We start from the raw sequence: 17,633 nt of genomic DNA, 5'->3' as shown, positions 1-17,633 counted from the left end.
GAGGGCCCATAGCTCAGTTGGTTAGAGCAGAGGACTCATAATCCTTTGGTCCACGGTTCGAGTCCGTGTGGGCCCACCAAATTGAAAGCCGCGCATTGCGCGGCTTTCGTCGTTTCCAGGGTACAAGGATTTAATGAATCACTTGATGCCAAGTGATCGATCCAGCGAGATCGCACCGCCGCCGCGGGCGACGATGAGCAATAGCAAGCCTGCCCAGGAAAGGTGGGTTGCCCAGGCGTCAGGGTAGACAAACACCTCGATTACCAGCGTCATGCCCAGCAATGCCAATGCCGACAGGCGCGAGAACAGGCCCAGCACCAGCAGCAACGGAAAAAGATGCTCACTGTAGGTTGCCAGGTGCGCGGCCAGTTCCGGTGTGACCAGCGGCAGTGCGTATTCTGTGCGAAACAGCTCGTAGGTGCTGGGCGTGATCGTCAGAAAACCACTGACCTTGGTGCGCCCTGACATCAGGAAGATGGCTGCGATGGATAGCCGCGCAACCAGCACCAACAACGAGTCACCCAGCATCGCGCCAAGTCGGTCTGCGATGCTGCTCCACATGCCCCGCAAGGATTTGTCGGCTGTGGACGAAGGATTTCTTATGGCGTCCATGATCTGCTCCGCTGGCTAAGTTGCGGTTATGGGATGCTTACAGAGGCGAACGCGTCGGCGCTGAATAAGCGGGTAATGAGTTCTGAAAAATCCAGGTCAGGCTGAACCTCAAAGGCCTTTTCCGCGGCCTGTTCGAGCGGTAGATGGGCTGCGCAGGCATCCAGGAACCTGCAATCGGCAGCACTGGCGGCCTGCCAAAGAACCTTGCCTTGCTTGCGCGTCAGCAGCGCTCCTTCGCCTCGCCAATCGAGTTCATCGGGCATGTCCCGCCCTTCACGATTGAACCGCCAAAGGGTGTAGGCGGGGTTGTCCGGGAACCACGCCCACCGGCAAGCGGCCTTCGGTGTGAGTCGGCTGCGGGCCAAGTCCTGTGGGGGCAGCTTCGCCAGTTCGCTCGGATCGACGTCGGGTTCATCTTCGGCGCAATGGACGTGCGTCCAGAGCAGATCAAGGCGGGCGACGTCGCCCAGATAAGGCATTTCCCGCGCGTGCTCGAAAGCGTCGAGAAAATCCGGGAATCCAGCCCCGTAATGCAACAACCGGGAATCGGTCGGGGGCGCCTGCCGGGCATGAAGCGTCGCGGCAGCCTTGAGCCACTCTGTACCGACCAAGCGTTCGACGGTGGGAAAGTTCGCCAGTAATGCGTCCACCGATCCTTTGAGAACAGTATTGCGGTACACCATGAAACCGGGCTGTTCGATCAGCGCGGTCATTCCAGTCGAATGTCGCTCATATAACGCGTCGACGAACGCATCCTGGAAACTTGCCAGCGAGGTGTTCATATCGTCACTTCCGATATACGCCGGCTGCCGATGCTCAACAACCCCTGCGCCCTGTCTCGTTCAGCCAGCAAGACATCGAACCCGGGAATATTGTCGTCGCGCTCGATCAAGGTCGGGCGCCTGCCGATCCGGTCGATAACGCGTTGATACAACAACCAGACATCATCAGCGATGGGCGCATCGTGAGTATCGATCAGTAGTTGCGTGTCCCCCGGATCCACTGCGTGACCTGCCAAATGTATTTCCATGATCGCCTTGGCCGGAAAGGCATCCAGATACTTCGACGCATCGAAGCCCAGGTTATGCGCGCTGATATGGACGTTATTGATGTCCAGCAACAACCCGCAGCCAGTCCTTGTACTCAGTTCGGTCAGGAACTCTACTTCGCTGAATTCATGCCCCGGCAAACTCAGATAATGAGTGGGGTTTTCAATGGCAATCGAACGTCCCAGGGCGTCTTGTGTTCGTTGGATATTGCTTGCGATGCGCTGCAATGCCTCGACTGTACGAGGGAATGGCAACAGATCAGGATGATATTGGCCACGCCATGCGGACCAGGCCAGATGTTCGGAAATCAATGCAGGCTGTACACGGTCGACCAGTGCCTTGAAACGCTTCAGATGGCTTTCGTCCGGTGGGCAATCGGCAGCCAGTGAAAGTGAAACACCGTGCAGCGACAGCGGGTGCTGGCTCCCGATTGCCTCCAGCCACGCGAGACGGGGGCCACCTTCAACCATGTAGTTTTCCGGATGAACTTCTAACCAGAGTCCCTCGGCAGCGCAGTCAAGCGCATCGGAGTAATGGTTCGGTTTCAGGCCGAGTCCGGCCCCCATCTGGAATACGTTTTTCATGATCGGTGAACCCCCTTGGCACTGCGATTACATAGGCGTAAGAGAGCCCATGCCTTTTGGCGTCTTGATGGAGGTGCACGTACCGGCAGGCACGTTTTTCCAGGCATTGGCCTGATAGTCCATTTTGGCGGTGCCCGCACAGGTCGTGCCTGCCCCCGCTTTGCAATCGTTCTTGCCGGCCATGGAAACGCCGTAGCATTTTTCCATGGCGCCTGCTGCGGCAGGCGTTTCTGCGGCGATGGCACCGGCGGCGAACGAAGAGAAGGCAACGGCGAGGGCGGCAAGTTTGAGGTTGTTCATGATGTGCTCTCCAGAAAATGGGTTGGTCGCTGCATCAATGCTTGGGCATTGTGTTTGCGATCCACCAAGTAGTTCGATGCCGTTCCGGATTCGGTTACAGCGACCACAAAATATTTTTGGGGCCAGCAAAAAATGCCTCACGCCGGGAAGCCGCATGTAAGATTCGCTGCCGGCATTAGCAGCAACGAGATAATTTTCCCTTTCGTGTAACCAGAGCGAACGATGGAACGAACTACGGATAACGATGCTTTGCGCAGCCGAGAGCTCCATCTTCAGGCCTTGTTTCTCTCCGGCCTGGATGGAGACGAAAGGGCTTATCGCACGTTTCTATCGGAGCTAAGCGGTCATCTTCGCGGCTTTTTACGCTCAAGGCTTCAACAGCGCCCCGGAGACATCGAAGATCTGCTGCAAGAGGTTTTACTGGCCGTTCATAATGCGCGCCAGACGTATCAAGCAGATCAACCGTTGACGGCATGGGTCTTTGCCATTGCGCGTTACAAGCTCATCGACTTTTTCCGTGGGAGATCACGCCATGACGTGTTCAATGACTCCCTCGACGATGCGGCAGAGCTGTTTGCCGAGCCGCATCTTGAACCTGCGCAGGCCAGTCGCGACCTGGGCAAGTTGCTTGAGCAACTACCTGAACGCCAGCGTCTACCTATCGTACGCGTGAAACTGGAAGGGCTGTCTGTGACGGAAGCCGCTCAAACGACGGGGTTATCCGAGTCTGCGGTGAAGATAGGGATACACCGAGGGCTGAAAGCCCTGGCGTCGAGAGTGAGAGGTGCACGATGAAGACTGATGATTTGATTTCCCTGCTCGCCTCGGGCGTGACCCCGGTCGATCGAAGGGCGCCCGCCAAGCGATTCAGTATCGCGGTGCTGGCCGGCCTCCTGGGCGCCCTTTTTCTGGTGGTCGCACTGAAAGGCGTGCGCCCAGACTTGGGCCAGGTCATGGCGACACCGATTTTCTGGGCCAAGATCGCGTTTCCGCTCTGCCTGATGATCGGCACGCTGGGCATGGTCATGAGGCTGGCCAGGCCTGGAGTGGCCTCGGGACCCGGCAAGATCCTTATCGTCGCAGCTGTCACTGCGGTATGGGTCGGCGCGATCTATGTCCTCATGGTGACCGCACCTGATGATCGCGTCGCCGTCATTCTGGGCGATACCTGGCGGGTGTGCGCGCTCAATATAACCCTGCTGTCGATTCCGGGATTCATCGCGGTGTTCTGGGCGCTACGCGGTCTCGCCCCCACCAACCTGACGCTTACAGGAGCCTGCGGCGGACTGCTGGCAGGCTCAATGGCGACGATTGCCTATTCTCTTCATTGTCCCGAAATGCAGGTCCCATTTTGGGCATTCTGGTACTTGTTGGGCATGTTGGTGCCGACGATACTGGGCGCTCTGCTCGGGCGACGCTGGCTGCGCTGGTAGCAGGCCCTTCGGTTTTTCCAGGGCCCTACGACTGCGACGCCACGCGCCTCTACTTAGTGTCGGTTCACCTACGACAAGAAACCCCATCCCACCGAGACCTCCATCATCACCAGCCCCAGCCTGTCCCGACTGTTCCTCGAACTCTTCTGGCAACTCGGCATCCTGGTGGTGCCAGCCTTTTTCGTCACCATCCTGCCGCCGCCGCTGGCCTTGCTGGCGGTGGTATTGCTCGGTTTGCTGATGGGGCTGGCCGCGCGGCTGGGCTTTCAGGCGACGGGCCGAGGCATTGCCCGCCTGACGGTCGGAGCGGTGTTTGGCCTGGGCTTCAGCCTGGGCCGGGCGCTGCCCGAGTGGTGGGGCATCCTTGTAGCGATCGTCGCGATCATCGTCGGCCTTGCCTGCGTCAGCAAATGGGAGCGACGCCTTGGGCTCGCGCCGGTTGCCACCAAAGGGCCAAGCGCCTGGGGTGGCAGCGAGCCGCAATTGACGCCTGAAGGCGAACCGATCCGGCAGTTCAACCACAGCGAAATCGCCATGGGCGGCCCTGTTCATTGCGATTATCTGTTCCCCGATGGTGTGCTTCTGCAAGGGCTTGGTTCTTCGGCGATGTTTTCCAGCGACAGCCGTTATTTCGCCGCGCCCGTACCATCCCGGCAGGAATGGGGGCTGGTCATCCTCGACCGTCAGCAGCGCAAGGTCTACCGCTGCGCCGAAAGCGAGTTCTGGGAACTGGATTCTTTCAATCCTGACGAACTGATCGGCCGTCATAGCCCCCTGGTGGACAACGGCGCTCGCCAAGCGCGGCTGGAGGATCTGCTGCGAACCGCACAGGTGGCGGACCTGGTTCCCGTCGCGGATCTGTGGCTTGAACCAGGCTGGCACCCGGACAATGTAGCGCCCACCTTCGAGCGGCCCAGCGCCGACGGCCAGCATCGCCTGGAGGGCGATCTATTGCTGCCCGCGACCTTCCGTGATCTGGACCAGCCATTGGCGCCGCTGTATTCCCCGCGCTATGCCATCAGCGTCGACGGGCAGCCGTCGGGGCTGGTCATGGCAGCCGATGCACCTTTGGTCTGGGGCGCCACTGAACCCGCGCTGGTGTGTCTGGCCCGAGAGCAAGCCAACGATGCGGACAGCGATCAGTATTGGTTGTGGCAAGCGGGAAATGGCTGGCGCGCCCTGCCCTCGCCCTGGGTGAAAAGCGCCGCCGAGCCTTCCTTTTACTGGCATGAGTTGCTGAGTGTCGAGGCGAGCCATGTGCGTATCGGCGCGTATCTCGACTATCCACGACCGAGCTCCGGCCGTTACGGCTATCGCCTGGACAGCATCCACAGCGATACCGAAACCCAGACAGGTCACGACGCCCAGGGTCGCGTGCAGGTTGATGAATTCAAGCTGACCCGGATGGCCATCGTCATGCCGCTGGACAGTCGCGGCCGGCGAGGCGACTCGTGCATCGAGACACAACCGATGCTGGACGGCAAACGCGCGTGTCTGACCTGGATAGGCGACAACCCCGACGGGCTTGGGAGCTATCGCTGCCAGATCGGCGATTGGTCCTTGCCGGGAAGTTGGTTGCTTGATCATCGGGTCTCCGATTGCGGGCGCTACCTGGCGCTGCTGCCCTTTGAGCACGCAACGACAGTGGCGACCCACGCGGTGGTCGCAGACTTGCAGGAACGACGCCTGCTGCAAGGGCCCGCCCTGTGGGTGGAGCGGATACTCGATTTTCGCGATGGCCGCTTGAACCTTGCGGTGATCGCCGGTCGTCTCGATAGCAACGTCGAAAGCACCCCATTACAGCGTTTCAACGTCACCGCACCGGAGGTCGGCCGCGACTCGTCTTTCTGTCGTCCAAACGAGCAATACCGACTGTTCTACAACACCGTTCAGCTACAGCCGGAAGATTCGCAGCTCCACATCGTTGAGCCATGGCGCCTCGTAGACCGCCCCCAAGCGGCCACCGCCGACGGCGACTTCATCCAACCCGCGCCGAATGACCAGGATGCCGCCTGGCTATTCGGCAGCGAAACGGAATACGCCGACAGTTGGGTGCGTGCCGGTACGCCCCGCCTCGGCGGGCACCTGTTGACGGCGTCGGGTTGTGCATTGGTTGACCTGGCGCCGTCGATGGCCTGGTCATCCAATAGCCGATATCTGGCGTTGACCTGCATGGCAACCGACGTGACAGAACTCTGTGGAAACTACCGGGGCTGGCAGTTGCTGCTGCTCGATGTCCAAGACCATACGCTGCGGATACACCCGCGGTGGCTGGGTCATCGGCCGTTGTTTGAAAGCTTCGACGAGCAACGACTACAGGTACGCTGTTTCAAGCGCGATTGGGAAATTGAAGGCAATGACGACCGAGGTTCGGTGCAGGCGTTTTCACTGGGCGACTTGCTGCAGTTGCCGGCCGAGCCCCTGATCGGCCAGGACGGTCTTTGGCTCAGGTCTTCCCAGGCGCACCTCGCCCCGGCTTGGCGAGCGCTGGCCTTGCCTGCCACCCGCTACTTCGAACGCCGGAGCCTGTAACATGCCCGCCATTGATGCCTGCGCCGGAGCTGACCTTGACTGATACCCGCCCTCCCGTCCTCGACGAAATCGATCGTCAACTGATCGCGGCGCTGCAAATCAACGCGCGGGAAAGTGTTGCGATGCTGGCTCGGCAATTGGGCATTGCCCGCACGACCGTGACCTCGCGCTTGGCTCGACTGGAGAAAACCAAGGTCATCACCGGCTACGGCGTGCGTCTTGGGCAGCGAGTGATCGATGGCGGTCTGCAGGCTTATGTCGGCATCAAGGTCCAGCCACGCTCCGGCAAGGACGTATTGCGACGCCTGAGCGCGATGGCCCAGGTCCAGCAGTTATGCGCGGTCAGCGGCGAATTCGATTACGTGGCCTGGTTGCGCACGGATTCGCCGGAGCAGCTGGATCAGTTGCTGGACCAGATCGGCAGCGTGGACGGGGTGGAGAAAACCACCACCTCGATCATCCTCAGCAGCAAGATCGATCGGGGCCAGCCGGTCTAAAGCCAACCCAAAAACCTGTGGGAGCGGGCTTGCTCGCGATAGCGGTGTGTCAGTCAACATTCTCATGGCTGATCCACCGCTTTCGCGAGCAGGCTCGCTCCCACATGGGACCAGGATTCGTCATTACGATTGCGAGATTGCTACAAATGACGAAAAACAGCGCAAAACGACGACACATTGCGTCTTATTAACGTGTTTCTCCCTCTCTAGAATGGCTGGCATCTTTTCCTATACTCAGACGCGAACGTCGCGTCGAGTCGCCCATCAAGGTCCGCCATGAACAAGAACAATCGCCACCCAGCAGACGGCAAGAAACCCATCACCATTTTTGGGCCGGATTTTCCGTTCGCCTTTGACGACTGGATCGAACACCCGGCCGGCCTGGGCGTCATTCCGGAACATAATCACGGCGCCGAAGTGGCGATTGTCGGTGCCGGCATCGCTGGCCTGGTGGCGGCGTACGAGTTGATGAAGCTGGGCCTCAAGCCCGTGGTCTACGAAGCGTCGAAAATGGGCGGGCGCCTGCGCTCCCAGGCGTTCAACGGCGCCGAAGGCATCATTGCCGAGCTCGGCGGCATGCGGTTCCCGGTGTCGTCCACGGCGTTCTATCACTACGTCGACAAGCTGGGCCTGGAGACCAAACCCTTTCCCAACCCGTTGACTTCGGCCTCGGGCAGCACCGTCATTGACCTGGAAGGCCAGACTTACTATGCAGAAAGCATGGCCGACCTTCCCGCGCTGTTCCAGGAAGTCGCCGACGCCTGGGCCGACGCATTGGAGGCTGGCTCACGCTTCAGCGAGATCCAGCAAGCGATCCGCGACCGCGACGTACCGCGCCTCAAGGAACTGTGGAACACCCTGGTGCCGCTGTGGGATGACCGCACCTTCTATGATTTCGTCGCCACCTCCAAGGCGTTCGCCAAGCTCTCGTTCCTGCACCGCGAAGTGTTCGGCCAGGTCGGCTTCGGCACGGGCGGCTGGGACTCGGACTTCCCCAACTCGATGCTGGAAATCTTCCGTGTGGTAATGACCAACTGTGATGATCATCAACACCTGGTCGTCGGCGGTGTGGAACAGGTGCCTCACGGTATCTGGAAGCACGTGCCGGAGCGTTGCGCACACTGGCCAGCAGGCACCAGCCTCAATTCGCTGCACCTGGGCGCGCCTCGTGCCGGCGTGAAACGCATCGCTCGGGCCGATAATGACCGGTTCAGCGTCACCGACGTCTGGGGCGACACGCGCGAATATGCCGCCGTGCTGGTCACCTGCCAGACGTGGCTGTTGACCACCCAGATCGAATGCGAGGAGGCGCTGTTCTCGCAGAAACTGTGGATGGCCCTGGACCGCACCCGCTACATGCAGTCGTCGAAGACCTTCGTGATGGTCGACCGGCCGTTCTGGAAGGACAAGGATCCGGAAACCGGACGCGACCTGATGAGCATGACCCTCACCGACCGCCTGACCCGTGGCACCTACCTGTTCGACAATGGCGACGACAAGCCGGGCGTGATCTGCCTGTCGTATTCGTGGATGAGCGATGCGCTGAAAATGCTGCCTTATCCGGTGGAAAAACGGGTGAAGCTGGCCCTCGATGCCCTGAAGAAGATTTATCCGAAGGTGGACATCGCCGCGCGGATCATTGGCGAACCGATCACCGTGTCCTGGGAAGCGGACCCTTACTTCCTCGGCGCATTCAAGGGCGCCTTGCCGGGCCACTATCGCTATAACCAGCGCATGTACGCGCATTTCATGCAGGACGACATGCCAGCCGAACAAAAAGGGATCTTTATCGCCGGCGACGACGTCTCATGGACACCCGCCTGGGTTGAAGGGGCGGTACAGACCTCGCTCAACGCCGTGTGGGGAATCATGAAACACTTCGGCGGTGAGACTCACCCCGAGAACCCGGGTCCAGGTGATGTGTTCGACGAAATCGGTCCGATCGCCCTGCCCGAATAAAAGGAGTTGTCGATGCGCGTAGCCCTTTACCAATGCCCACCGTTGCCCATGGACCCGGCCGGCAACCTGCAGCGCCTGCATCAAATCGCGCTGGAAGCCAGGGGCGCGGATGTGCTGGTGGTGCCGGAAATGTTCCTCACCGGCTACAACATCGGGGTCGACGCGGTGAATGTCCTGGCGGAGGTCTACAACGGTGAATGGGCGCAGCAGATCGGCCGTATCGCCAAGGCGGCCGGCCTGGCGATTCTCTATGGCTACCCTGAACGCAGTGAAGACGGGCAGATCTACAACGCTGTCCAACTGATCGATGCCCACGGTGAACGCCTGGCCAACTACCGCAAGAGCCACCTGTTCGGTGACTTGGACCACACGATGTTCAGCGCCGGCGACGCGGCGTTGCCGATCGTGGAACTCAACGGCTGGAAGCTCGGTTTCCTGATCTGCTATGACCTGGAGTTCCCGGAAAACGCGCGGCGCCTGGCCTTGGCCGGCGCCGAACTGATCCTGGTGCCGACCGCCAACATGCAACCCTACGAGTTCATCGCCGATGTCACCGTGCGCGCACGGGCGATCGAGAACCAGTGCTTCGTCGCCTACGCCAATTATTGCGGCCACGAAGGCGAATTGCAGTATTGCGGCCAGAGCAGCATCGCCGCACCGGACGGCAGTCGGCCGGCGTTGGCGGGCCTGGACGAAGCATTGATCGTGGGCGATCTCGATCGACAGCTGATCGATGACTCCCGCGCGGCCTACAACTACCTGCACGACCGTCGCCCCGCGCTTTATGGCGACTTGCCTAAACACTGATCCGGCCTAATCCGCTAGCATGAGCGCATCCCCATCCTGGAAGCGCTCATGCCGGTCCCCGATCCCCTCCGCCCCCACATTGAAACCCTGGCCAACGGCCTGCAGGTGACATTGCGTCATGTTCCCGGCCTCAAGCGCTGCGCCGCTGTGTTGCGGGTGGCGGCTGGCAGCCACGATGCGCCCGAGGCTTGGCCGGGCCTGGCGCATTTCCTCGAGCATCTTTTCTTCCTGGGGACAGAACGCTTTCCTACCGGACAGCACCTGATGGCCTACGTGCAAGGTCACGGCGGGCAAATCAATGCGTGCACCAGCGAACGCACCACCGACTTTTTCCTGGAGTTGCCACCGGCAGCCCTGCCCGGCGGACTGGAACGGCTGGCCGATATGCTCGTCCATCCGCGCCTGGACGAAAACGATCAAATGCGCGAACGCGAGGTCCTCCACGCTGAATTCGTCGCCTGGTCCCAGGACGCGGCGGCCCAGCGACAGATGGCCTTGTACGAAGGGTTAGCGGCGAGACATCCGCTACGGGGCTTTCATGCGGGCAATCGCGACAGCCTCGGCGTATCACAGCCGGAATTCCAAACGGCACTGCGGGATTTCTACCAGTGTTTCTATCAGAGCGGCCAAATGACCCTGAGCCTGGCTGGCCCGCAGGACGTCGAAGCCTTGCGAACCCTGGCCATCCAATTCAGTGAGCACGTGCCCACCCATGAAGCAGCGATCCGGCAGGCACCGCCGAGGCTCATGGCGTCCGCCGGCGCCAGTTATCAGCAGACGCGGGAAGGCGGCCTCGACTTGCTGTTCGCCTTCGAACACCTGCCCGCCGCCTCGCCCCGAGCCTTGGATTTCCTGTGCCACTGGCTGAACAACCCTAAGCCTGGCGGCTTGCTCGCGACATTGCGCCAGCAAGGCCTGGCTGACAGCCTCAAGGCCACCGCGTTGTATGAATTTGCCGGCCAAGCGCTGCTGCATATCGAACTCAAGCTCGATAACGGACAAACACCCACCGATAGCCGACCGTTGCTGCGCGATTGGCTGGGCTTTTTTGCCGCCCAGGACGACTGGGCATCACTGCGCCAGGCATACACCACGCTTCGGCAACGTCAGCAAGAGACCGCGACCGCCTTGCAACTGGCGCGCTGGGACTGCGAAGGACGCGAAGGTCCGCTGTCGGAAAACGACTTGATACGCCTCAGGGAAATCCTCAGGCAACTGCACGCTGTGGAGAACGTCGCCGGACAATGGCACGTGCCAGCGCCCAACCCATTTCTGCAAACCATCAGTGAACCACCCCGCGCCGGTTTGATCCGCGGCCAGACCAGCGCCCACCGTGGCTTGCGCACATTTGCCCAGGACCGCAGCCGGGGCCGCCGGGAGCGCTCGCCCATGCAGTTCAGCCAGGCATTGCCGGACACCTCACCTGAGGGTGCGGTGTATCTGCGCTGGCAATTGCCGGCACAAACCCCGCTCAGTCTGAAATCCAGGCTTGATCGGCAGTTGGCGGACTTGCAGGAAGATGCCCGGCAGGCCGGTGTCGACATCGCCTTTGAACCCAGCGGCCAGCAATGGCTATTGAAACTGCTCGGCTTGCAGGCACCGATGCCGTTGGTCCTTGAGCACTTGCTGACGAAGCTGGGACAGCCACTGCCGCCCGTCCCGGCCCGGGACGACGCGCCGCTGATACCGATCCGACAGCTGTTGCGCGAATTGCCGAATCATTGCCAGCAAAACCCACGGTCATCCTCGCAACCCTCATCCGGCAGCGATCAGGGTGTCTGGGCGCACGCCCACTGGGACGGTTTGGCCGTCGGTCTGTCGGCAGCCACCCAGGCCGCCATTGGGCCCGTATTGGCGCGAGTCCCTGGTATCGCCCGAGAGGAAGCTCCGACAACGAGCGTGCCTGCGCCGATGCGTCGCTGGCATTCGCTCCAGACCCAAGGCGACGAACAGGCCGTGCTGCTGTTCTGTCCCACGCCCACCCAGGATTTGGCCGATGAAGCCGCGTGGCGCCTGCTTGCCCATCTGTGCCAAGTCCCGTACTACCAACGCCTGCGGGTCGAGTTGCAGTTGGGCTATGCGGTGTTCAGTGGCTTGAAACAGATCGACGGCCGGACCGGCTTGTTGCTGGGCGCGCAATCCCCCACGGCGTCGGCGGCGCAGTTGGTCGAGCACATGGAGCAGTTCCTGGACGGCTTGGTGGAGCTGATCGAGCAGATTGACGATGCGACCCTGGCCAGCCATCGACAAGCCCTGGGCAGCCAGCTGCAAAGTACCGTGCTGCCGGTTGCCCAGGTCGCCGAAGTGCTCTGGCAAGGCAAGCTGGCCGGTCGTCCCTCGGACTACCTTCAACAGTTACCCGACGCCATAACAGCTATCACGCGCAGACACTTGATAGACGCGGCCCAGCGCCTGGCCGCCGCCCATGGCGGACGGTATTGCCTGAGCAACGCGCCGTGTCCGGGAATGCCTTGGCAAGCGGGGCATTGATCGTTACGGACCGTGCAACGAGCTTTCTCAAAGAATCGCGGCGAACGAATTTGTCAGATTTAGTAACATAGCCGCCTAAGCATCTGAACATCTCCCTGCGGAGGTGGACTATATGTATAGGCTCCACCTGTACCATCTAACCGAAGCATCCCAACCAAAGGAGTATTCCCATGTCCTGGTCCAAACCCGCATATATCGATCTGCGTATCGGCTTCGAAGTCACCATGTACTTCGCCAGCCGTTGATAGCTGCAGGCGGTAGTAAGCAACACCACGCCTCGGTCATCCGGGGCGTTTTTTATTTCGGTTTGCAGATGGAGCGGCCATGTTCGTCCAGATTCTAGGTTCCGCCGCCGGCGGCGGTTTCCCCCAGTGGAACTGCAACTGCGCCAATTGCGCAGGTTTTCGCAACGGCAGCCTGCGGGCCCAGGCGCGTACCCAGTCGTCCATCGCGATTTCCGATGACGGCGTGAGCTGGGTGTTGTGCAACGCCTCACCGGACATCCGCGCCCAACTCCAGGGTTTCGCCCCTATGCAGCCTGGCCGGGCCCTGCGGGACACAGGCATTGGCGCGATCATCCTGATGGACAGCCAGATCGACCACACCACCGGCCTGCTCAGCCTGCGCGAAGGCTGCCCGCACCAGGTCTGGTGTACCGACATGGTCCATGAAGACCTGAGCACTGGCTTCCCGCTGTTCAACATGTTGACCCACTGGAACGGCGGGCTGAGTTGGAACCGCATCGAACTCGACCAGCGTTTCACCATCGCCGCCTGCCCGAACCTGCGCTTCACCCCGCTGCCGTTGCGCAGCGCCGCCCCGCCCTATTCACCGCACCGCTTCGACCCGCACCCGGGCGACAACATCGGGCTGATCGTCGAAGACCTGCGCACCGGCGGCAAGCTGTTCTACGCCCCAGGCCTGGGCAAGGTCGACGAGTCGTTGCTACAGATCATGGCCGGCAGCGATTGCCTGTTGGTGGACGGCACGATGTGGGACGACGATGAAATGCAGCGCCGTGGCGTCGGCACCCGAACTGGCCGGGAAATGGGCCACCTGGCCCAGAATGGTCCGGGCGGCATGCTCGAAGTGCTGGAGCAACTGCCCGAGCAGCGCAAGGTCCTTATCCATATCAACAACACCAACCCGATCCTTGACGAAGATTCGCCCGAGCGGGCCGAGCTGGTGCGCAGGAACGTTGAAGTGGCTTTCGACGGGATGAGTATCGAGTTGTAGGAAGGGCTGAACGACTGCGGGGACCAGCGGGCCTCATCGCGAGCAAGCTCGCTCCCACAGTTGTCCGAGTCGTACTGATATTGGATTCACAGCACAACCAGTGTGGGAGCGAGCGCGCTCGCGATGGGGCCTGCCCTGACACCACAGAACCCGCGGGTATTTCCCGGAGAACCAAAATGACTGACACCCCCCTGTCCCCCGCCGAGTTCGAAGCGGCCCTGCGTGCCAAGGGCGCCTATTACCACATTCATCACCCCTATCACGTGGCGATGTATGAAGGCCGCGCCACTCGCGAGCAGATCCAGGGTTGGGTCGCGAACCGCTTTTACTATCAGGTAAACATCCCGCTCAAGGATGCCGCGATCCTGGCCAACTGCCCGGACCGGGAGATCCGCCGCGAGTGGATCCAGCGGCTGCTCGACCATGATGGCGCCCCGGGCGAAGACGGCGGCATCGAAGCCTGGCTGCGGCTGGGCCAAGCGGTGGGACTTAACCCCGATCAACTGCGCTCCCAGGAACTGGTACTGCCGGGCGTGCGCTTCGCGGTGGACGCCTACGTCAACTTCGCCCGCCGGGCCAGTTGGCAGGAAGCCGCGAGCAGCTCGTTGACCGAACTGTTCGCCCCGCAGATCCACCAGTCGCGCCTCGACAGCTGGCCCCAGCATTACCCGTGGATCGACCCGACCGGCTACGAATACTTCCGCACCCGCCTGGGCCAGGCCCGGCGCGACGTGGAGCATGGCTTGGCGATCACGTTGCAGCACTACACCACGCGCGCTGGCCAGGACCGCATGCTGGAAATCCTCCAGTTCAAACTGGACATTCTCTGGAGCATGCTCGACGCCATGAGCATGGCCTACGAACTGAATCGCCCGCCCTATCACACCGTGACCGACCAACGGGTTTGGCATAAAGGAATTACCCTATGAGTTTCGATCGCAGCCAAACCCCCAACTGGCGCCCCGGCTATCGCTTCCAGTACGAACCGGCCCAGAAAGGCCACGTGCTGCTCTATCCTGAAGGCATGATCAAGCTGAACGACAGCGCTGCGCTGATCGGTGGCCTGATTGATGGCGAACGCGATGTGGCGGCAATCATTGCTGAGCTGGATAAACAATTTCCCGGTGTGCCAGAGCTCGGTGACGACATCGAGCAATTCATGGAGGTCGCCCGTGCACAGCACTGGATCACCCTTGCCTGAGAAGCCCGCCGTTGGCCTGCCGTTGTGGCTGCTGGCCGAGCTGACCTATCGCTGCCCGCTGCAATGCCCGTACTGCTCCAACCCGCTGGACTTTGCCGAGCAAGGCAAGGAGCTCAGCACGGAGCAGTGGTTCAAGGTGTTCCGCGAGGCGCGAGAAATGGGCGCCGCGCAATTGGGCTTTTCCGGCGGCGAGCCGCTGGTGCGCCAGGACCTGGCCGAGCTGATCGGCGAGGCGCGCAAGCTGGGTTTCTACACCAACCTGATCACCTCAGGCATCGGCCTGACCGAACAGAAGATCAGCGACTTCAAGAAGGCTGGCCTGGACCACATCCAGATCAGTTTCCAGGCCAGCGACGAGCAGGTGAACAACCTGCTGGCCGGCTCGAAGAAAGCCTTTGCGCAAAAACTCGAAATGGCCCGGGCGGTGAAAGCCCACGGCTATCCCATGGTGCTGAACTTCGTGACCCATCGGCACAACATCGACAAGATCGACCGTATCATCGAGCTGTGCATCGCCCTCGAGGCAGACTTCGTCGAACTCGCCACGTGCCAGTTCTACGGCTGGGCGCAGCTCAACCGCGTCGGCCTGCTGCCGACCCGGGAACAGCTGGTGCGGGCCGAGCGCATCACCAACGAATACCGGGCCAAGCTGGAAGCCGAAGGCAACCCGTGCAAGCTGATCTTCGTGACCCCGGACTACTACGAAGAACGCCCCAAGGGCTGCATGAACGGCTGGGGCAGCATTTTTCTCACCGTCACGCCGGACGGCACGGCATTGCCGTGTCACGGCGCCCGGCAGATGCCGGTGCAGTTCCCGAATGTGCGCGACCACAGCATGCAGCACATCTGGTACGACTCGTTCGGCTTCAACCGTTTCCGCGGTTACGACTGGATGCCCGAGCCCTGCCGCTCGTGCGATGAGAAGGAAAAGGACTTTGGCGGCTGCCGTTGCCAGGCGTTCATGCTCACGGGCGATGCCAGCAATGCCGACCCGGTGTGCAGTAAATCCGAACACCATGGGATAATTCTTCAGGCTCGCGAAGACGCCGAGCACGCCACGCAAACCATTGAGCAAATGGCCTTTCGTAATGAACGAAACTCACGCCTCATCGTTAAAGGCTGATCCGCTCAGCGCCGCCCAGGCTGTCGCGGCAGGCATCGACTTTGCCGAACTGCAACTCGGGCCCCTGGGCCTGTTCTGGAATGAATACCGCCCCGCTGACGGAGCCTGTCGGATCTGGCATTGGCGAGATGGCAAGGCGCATTGCCTGACCCCGGATGGCTTCAGCGTGCGCAGCCGGGTCTATGAGTATGGCGGCGGGTCGTTCTGCCTGAGCGATGACGGCGTGCTGTTTGTCAACGAGGCCGACCAACAGCTGTATCACCAATCGCTGGGAGACCCGCGCCCCGTGGCGTTGACCTCGGGTGAGCGTCGATATGGCGATCTGCACTTCGCCGCAGGGCATGTGCTAGCGGTCGAAGAACAGGCCAACCAGCATCGTCTGGTGTCGATCGGGCTGACCGATAATCAGCGATGCGTATTGGCCGAAGGCGCGGATTTCTATGCCGCGCCGATCCTGAGTCCGGATCAAAATCGTCTCGCCTGGATCGAGTGGAGTCGCCCGCACCAGTCCTGGACGGCCACGCGGCTGATGCTGGCCGAGCGCAACGATGCAGGTTGGGGCGAACCGGTCTGCGTGGCGGGTCACGGGGCGGAGGAGTCCATCCAGCAACCGCGCTTCGACGCTTCCAATCGTCTTTATTGCCTGACCGATCGAGGTGGTTACTGGCAGCCTTGGGGTGAGAACGCGGGTGTCCTGAAACCGTTGGCTGCCGCCGAAGTCGATCATGCCCCCGCGCCTTGGCAATTGGGCGGTTGTACCTGGCTGCCCGTCGACGAAGAAACTTACCTGGCGAGTTGGACCGAGGGCGGTTTTGGTCGGCTGGGCTTGTGCCATGGCGACGCAACCGAGGATTTCACCGGGACCTACAGCCGCTTTCGCAGCCTGGCGCTGGATGGGCGTTTCATCTACGCCATTGCCGCCTCGCCAACCAGCCCGTCGGCGGTCATTGCCATCGAACGACAGGGCCACGACATCACCGTGCTGGCTGGCGGCATTGCGCCGCTATTGGCCGAACAGATCAGCCGTCCACAGACCCTGCGCTACCCCGTTGCTTCAAGTGAAGCCCACGGGTTCTTTTATCCGGCCATGGACGCCAACCCGAAACCGCCGCTGGTGGTATTCATCCATGGCGGGCCGACTTCCGCCTGTTATCCGATATTTGATCCGCGCATCCAGTACTGGACCCAGCGCGGCTTTGCCGTGGCCGATCTCAACTACCGCGGCAGCAGTGGTTATGGCCGCGCCTACCGGCAGGCATTGCATCTGAATTGGGGCGTGGTGGACGTCGAGGATGCCTGCGCCGTCGTTGCGTACCTGGATGAGCAAGGCCTGGTCGATGGCCGCTGCGCCTTCATTCGTGGCGGCAGCGCCGGTGGGTATACGACCCTTTGCGCCTTGGCGTTCCGGGATGTGTTCCGTGGCGGAGCCAGCCTCTACGGCGTGAGCGACCCGCTTGCCCTGGGCCGCGCCACGCATAAGTTCGAAGGCGACTATCTGGACTGGCTGATCGGCGACCCGCACGTAGATGCCGGGCGTTACCGGGCCCGTACTCCGTTGCTTCACGCAGACCGGATCCGCGCGCCGATGATTTTTTTCCAAGGCGAGCTGGATGCCGTGGTCGTGCCGCAGCAGACCCGCGATATGGTCAAGGCATTGGAGGACAAAGGTGTTCCAGTGGAGGCGCACTACTACGCCGACGAGCGCCACGGCTTTCGCAAGGCCGTGAACCAGGCACATGCGCTGGAGCATGAGTGGTTGTTTTATCGAAAGGTAATAGGGGCTTGCTTATAAAAAAAGCGGCGCGCTTTT

At 61.3% G+C, this 17,633-nt stretch carries 17 protein-coding genes and 1 tRNA gene; 14 read left to right on the top strand and 4 right to left on the bottom strand.

Features of this window, described 5'->3' with window-relative positions; translation table 11 throughout:
- Window positions 1-2 precede the first annotated feature (2 nt).
- Window positions 3-79, top strand: a tRNA-Ile gene (locus JMN22_RS18805).
- A gap of 59 nt (window positions 80-138) precedes the next feature.
- Here JMN22_RS18805 and JMN22_RS18800 read toward each other — a convergent pair.
- Genes JMN22_RS18800 through JMN22_RS18785 form a run of 4 tightly spaced genes read right to left on the bottom strand, consistent with a single transcriptional unit; the run spans window position 139 to window position 2,545 of the window.
- Window positions 139-612 (bottom strand): DoxX family protein, encoded by a 474-nt coding sequence (locus JMN22_RS18800; RefSeq protein ID WP_198797835.1) that lies wholly within the window; start codon window positions 610-612, stop codon window positions 139-141.
- 26 nt (window positions 613-638) lie between these two features.
- Complete coding sequence (locus JMN22_RS18795; RefSeq protein WP_030139240.1) at window positions 639-1,394, bottom strand: HvfC/BufC N-terminal domain-containing protein; 756 nt, start codon at window positions 1,392-1,394, stop codon at window positions 639-641.
- A complete protein-coding gene (gene bufB, locus JMN22_RS18790; protein ID WP_198797836.1) occupies window positions 1,391-2,245 on the bottom strand; it encodes an MNIO family bufferin maturase in 855 nt (284 codons plus the stop codon). The genes JMN22_RS18795 and bufB overlap by 4 nt, the downstream gene beginning before the upstream one ends.
- A 27-nt stretch (window positions 2,246-2,272) precedes the next feature.
- On the bottom strand, window positions 2,273-2,545 hold the full coding sequence (locus JMN22_RS18785) for a BufA1 family periplasmic bufferin-type metallophore (protein ID WP_030139242.1): 273 nt from the start codon (window positions 2,543-2,545) through the stop codon (window positions 2,273-2,275).
- 222 nt (window positions 2,546-2,767) lie between these two features.
- On the opposite strand from JMN22_RS18785, the gene JMN22_RS18780 reads away from it, so the two are divergent.
- From JMN22_RS18780 to JMN22_RS18720, 13 genes are all read left to right on the top strand, one after another.
- Window positions 2,768-3,340, top strand: coding sequence for a sigma-70 family RNA polymerase sigma factor (locus JMN22_RS18780; RefSeq protein ID WP_030139243.1), 573 nt, complete (start codon window positions 2,768-2,770; stop codon window positions 3,338-3,340).
- Window positions 3,337-3,978, top strand: a complete 642-nt coding sequence (locus JMN22_RS18775) for a DUF1109 domain-containing protein (RefSeq protein WP_198797837.1) — start codon at window positions 3,337-3,339, stop codon at window positions 3,976-3,978. Before JMN22_RS18780 ends, JMN22_RS18775 begins: the two co-directional genes overlap by 4 nt.
- 102 nt (window positions 3,979-4,080) lie before the next feature.
- Window positions 4,081-6,510, top strand: coding sequence for a hypothetical protein (locus JMN22_RS18770; RefSeq protein ID WP_437127701.1), 2,430 nt, complete (start codon window positions 4,081-4,083; stop codon window positions 6,508-6,510).
- A gap of 35 nt (window positions 6,511-6,545) precedes the next feature.
- Window positions 6,546-7,007 carry an Lrp/AsnC family transcriptional regulator gene (locus JMN22_RS18765; RefSeq protein ID WP_018607342.1) on the top strand — a complete coding sequence of 154 codons (462 nt, stop codon included), beginning with the start codon at window positions 6,546-6,548 and terminating at the stop codon, window positions 7,005-7,007.
- Between the two features lie 276 nt (window positions 7,008-7,283).
- On the top strand, window positions 7,284-8,966 hold the full coding sequence (locus JMN22_RS18760; protein ID WP_198797838.1) for a flavin monoamine oxidase family protein: 1,683 nt from the start codon (window positions 7,284-7,286) through the stop codon (window positions 8,964-8,966).
- 12 nt (window positions 8,967-8,978) lie between these two features.
- Window positions 8,979-9,773: a carbon-nitrogen hydrolase family protein gene (locus tag JMN22_RS18755; protein WP_198797839.1), complete on the top strand. Its 795-nt coding sequence runs from the start codon at window positions 8,979-8,981 to the stop codon at window positions 9,771-9,773.
- Window positions 9,774-9,821: 48 nt separating this feature from the next.
- Complete coding sequence (gene pqqF, locus JMN22_RS18750) at window positions 9,822-12,263, top strand: pyrroloquinoline quinone biosynthesis protein PqqF (RefSeq protein WP_198797840.1); 2,442 nt, start codon at window positions 9,822-9,824, stop codon at window positions 12,261-12,263.
- 170 nt (window positions 12,264-12,433) lie between these two features.
- The gene (gene pqqA, locus JMN22_RS18745) at window positions 12,434-12,508 is read left to right on the top strand and encodes a pyrroloquinoline quinone precursor peptide PqqA (RefSeq protein ID WP_003177660.1); all 75 of its coding nucleotides are present in this window, start codon (window positions 12,434-12,436) and stop codon (window positions 12,506-12,508) included.
- A 79-nt stretch (window positions 12,509-12,587) separates the two neighbouring features.
- Window positions 12,588-13,499 (top strand): pyrroloquinoline quinone biosynthesis protein PqqB, encoded by a 912-nt coding sequence (pqqB, locus tag JMN22_RS18740; RefSeq protein ID WP_198797841.1) that lies wholly within the window; start codon window positions 12,588-12,590, stop codon window positions 13,497-13,499.
- A gap of 176 nt (window positions 13,500-13,675) precedes the next feature.
- On the top strand, window positions 13,676-14,428 hold the full coding sequence (gene pqqC, locus JMN22_RS18735) for a pyrroloquinoline-quinone synthase PqqC (protein WP_198797842.1): 753 nt from the start codon (window positions 13,676-13,678) through the stop codon (window positions 14,426-14,428).
- A complete protein-coding gene (gene pqqD, locus JMN22_RS18730; protein WP_030139251.1) occupies window positions 14,425-14,700 on the top strand; it encodes a pyrroloquinoline quinone biosynthesis peptide chaperone PqqD in 276 nt (91 codons plus the stop codon). The genes pqqC and pqqD overlap by 4 nt, the downstream gene beginning before the upstream one ends.
- Window positions 14,693-15,823: a pyrroloquinoline quinone biosynthesis protein PqqE gene (gene pqqE / locus JMN22_RS18725; protein WP_206768638.1), complete on the top strand. Its 1,131-nt coding sequence runs from the start codon at window positions 14,693-14,695 to the stop codon at window positions 15,821-15,823. The genes pqqD and pqqE overlap by 8 nt, the downstream gene beginning before the upstream one ends.
- Entirely contained in the window at window positions 15,789-17,615 is a 1,827-nt protein-coding gene (locus tag JMN22_RS18720; RefSeq protein WP_198797844.1) for an alpha/beta hydrolase family protein, read from the top strand. The genes pqqE and JMN22_RS18720 overlap by 35 nt, the downstream gene beginning before the upstream one ends.
- The last annotated feature ends 18 nt before the right edge of the window (window positions 17,616-17,633 follow it).

Origin of the sequence: Pseudomonas sp. HB05 (genome assembly GCF_016756915.1) — a bacterium.
In the GTDB taxonomy this organism is placed as follows: Bacteria; Pseudomonadota; Gammaproteobacteria; order Pseudomonadales; family Pseudomonadaceae; genus Aquipseudomonas; species Aquipseudomonas alvandae.
This window is presented reverse-complemented; position numbering and strand designations above follow the sequence as displayed.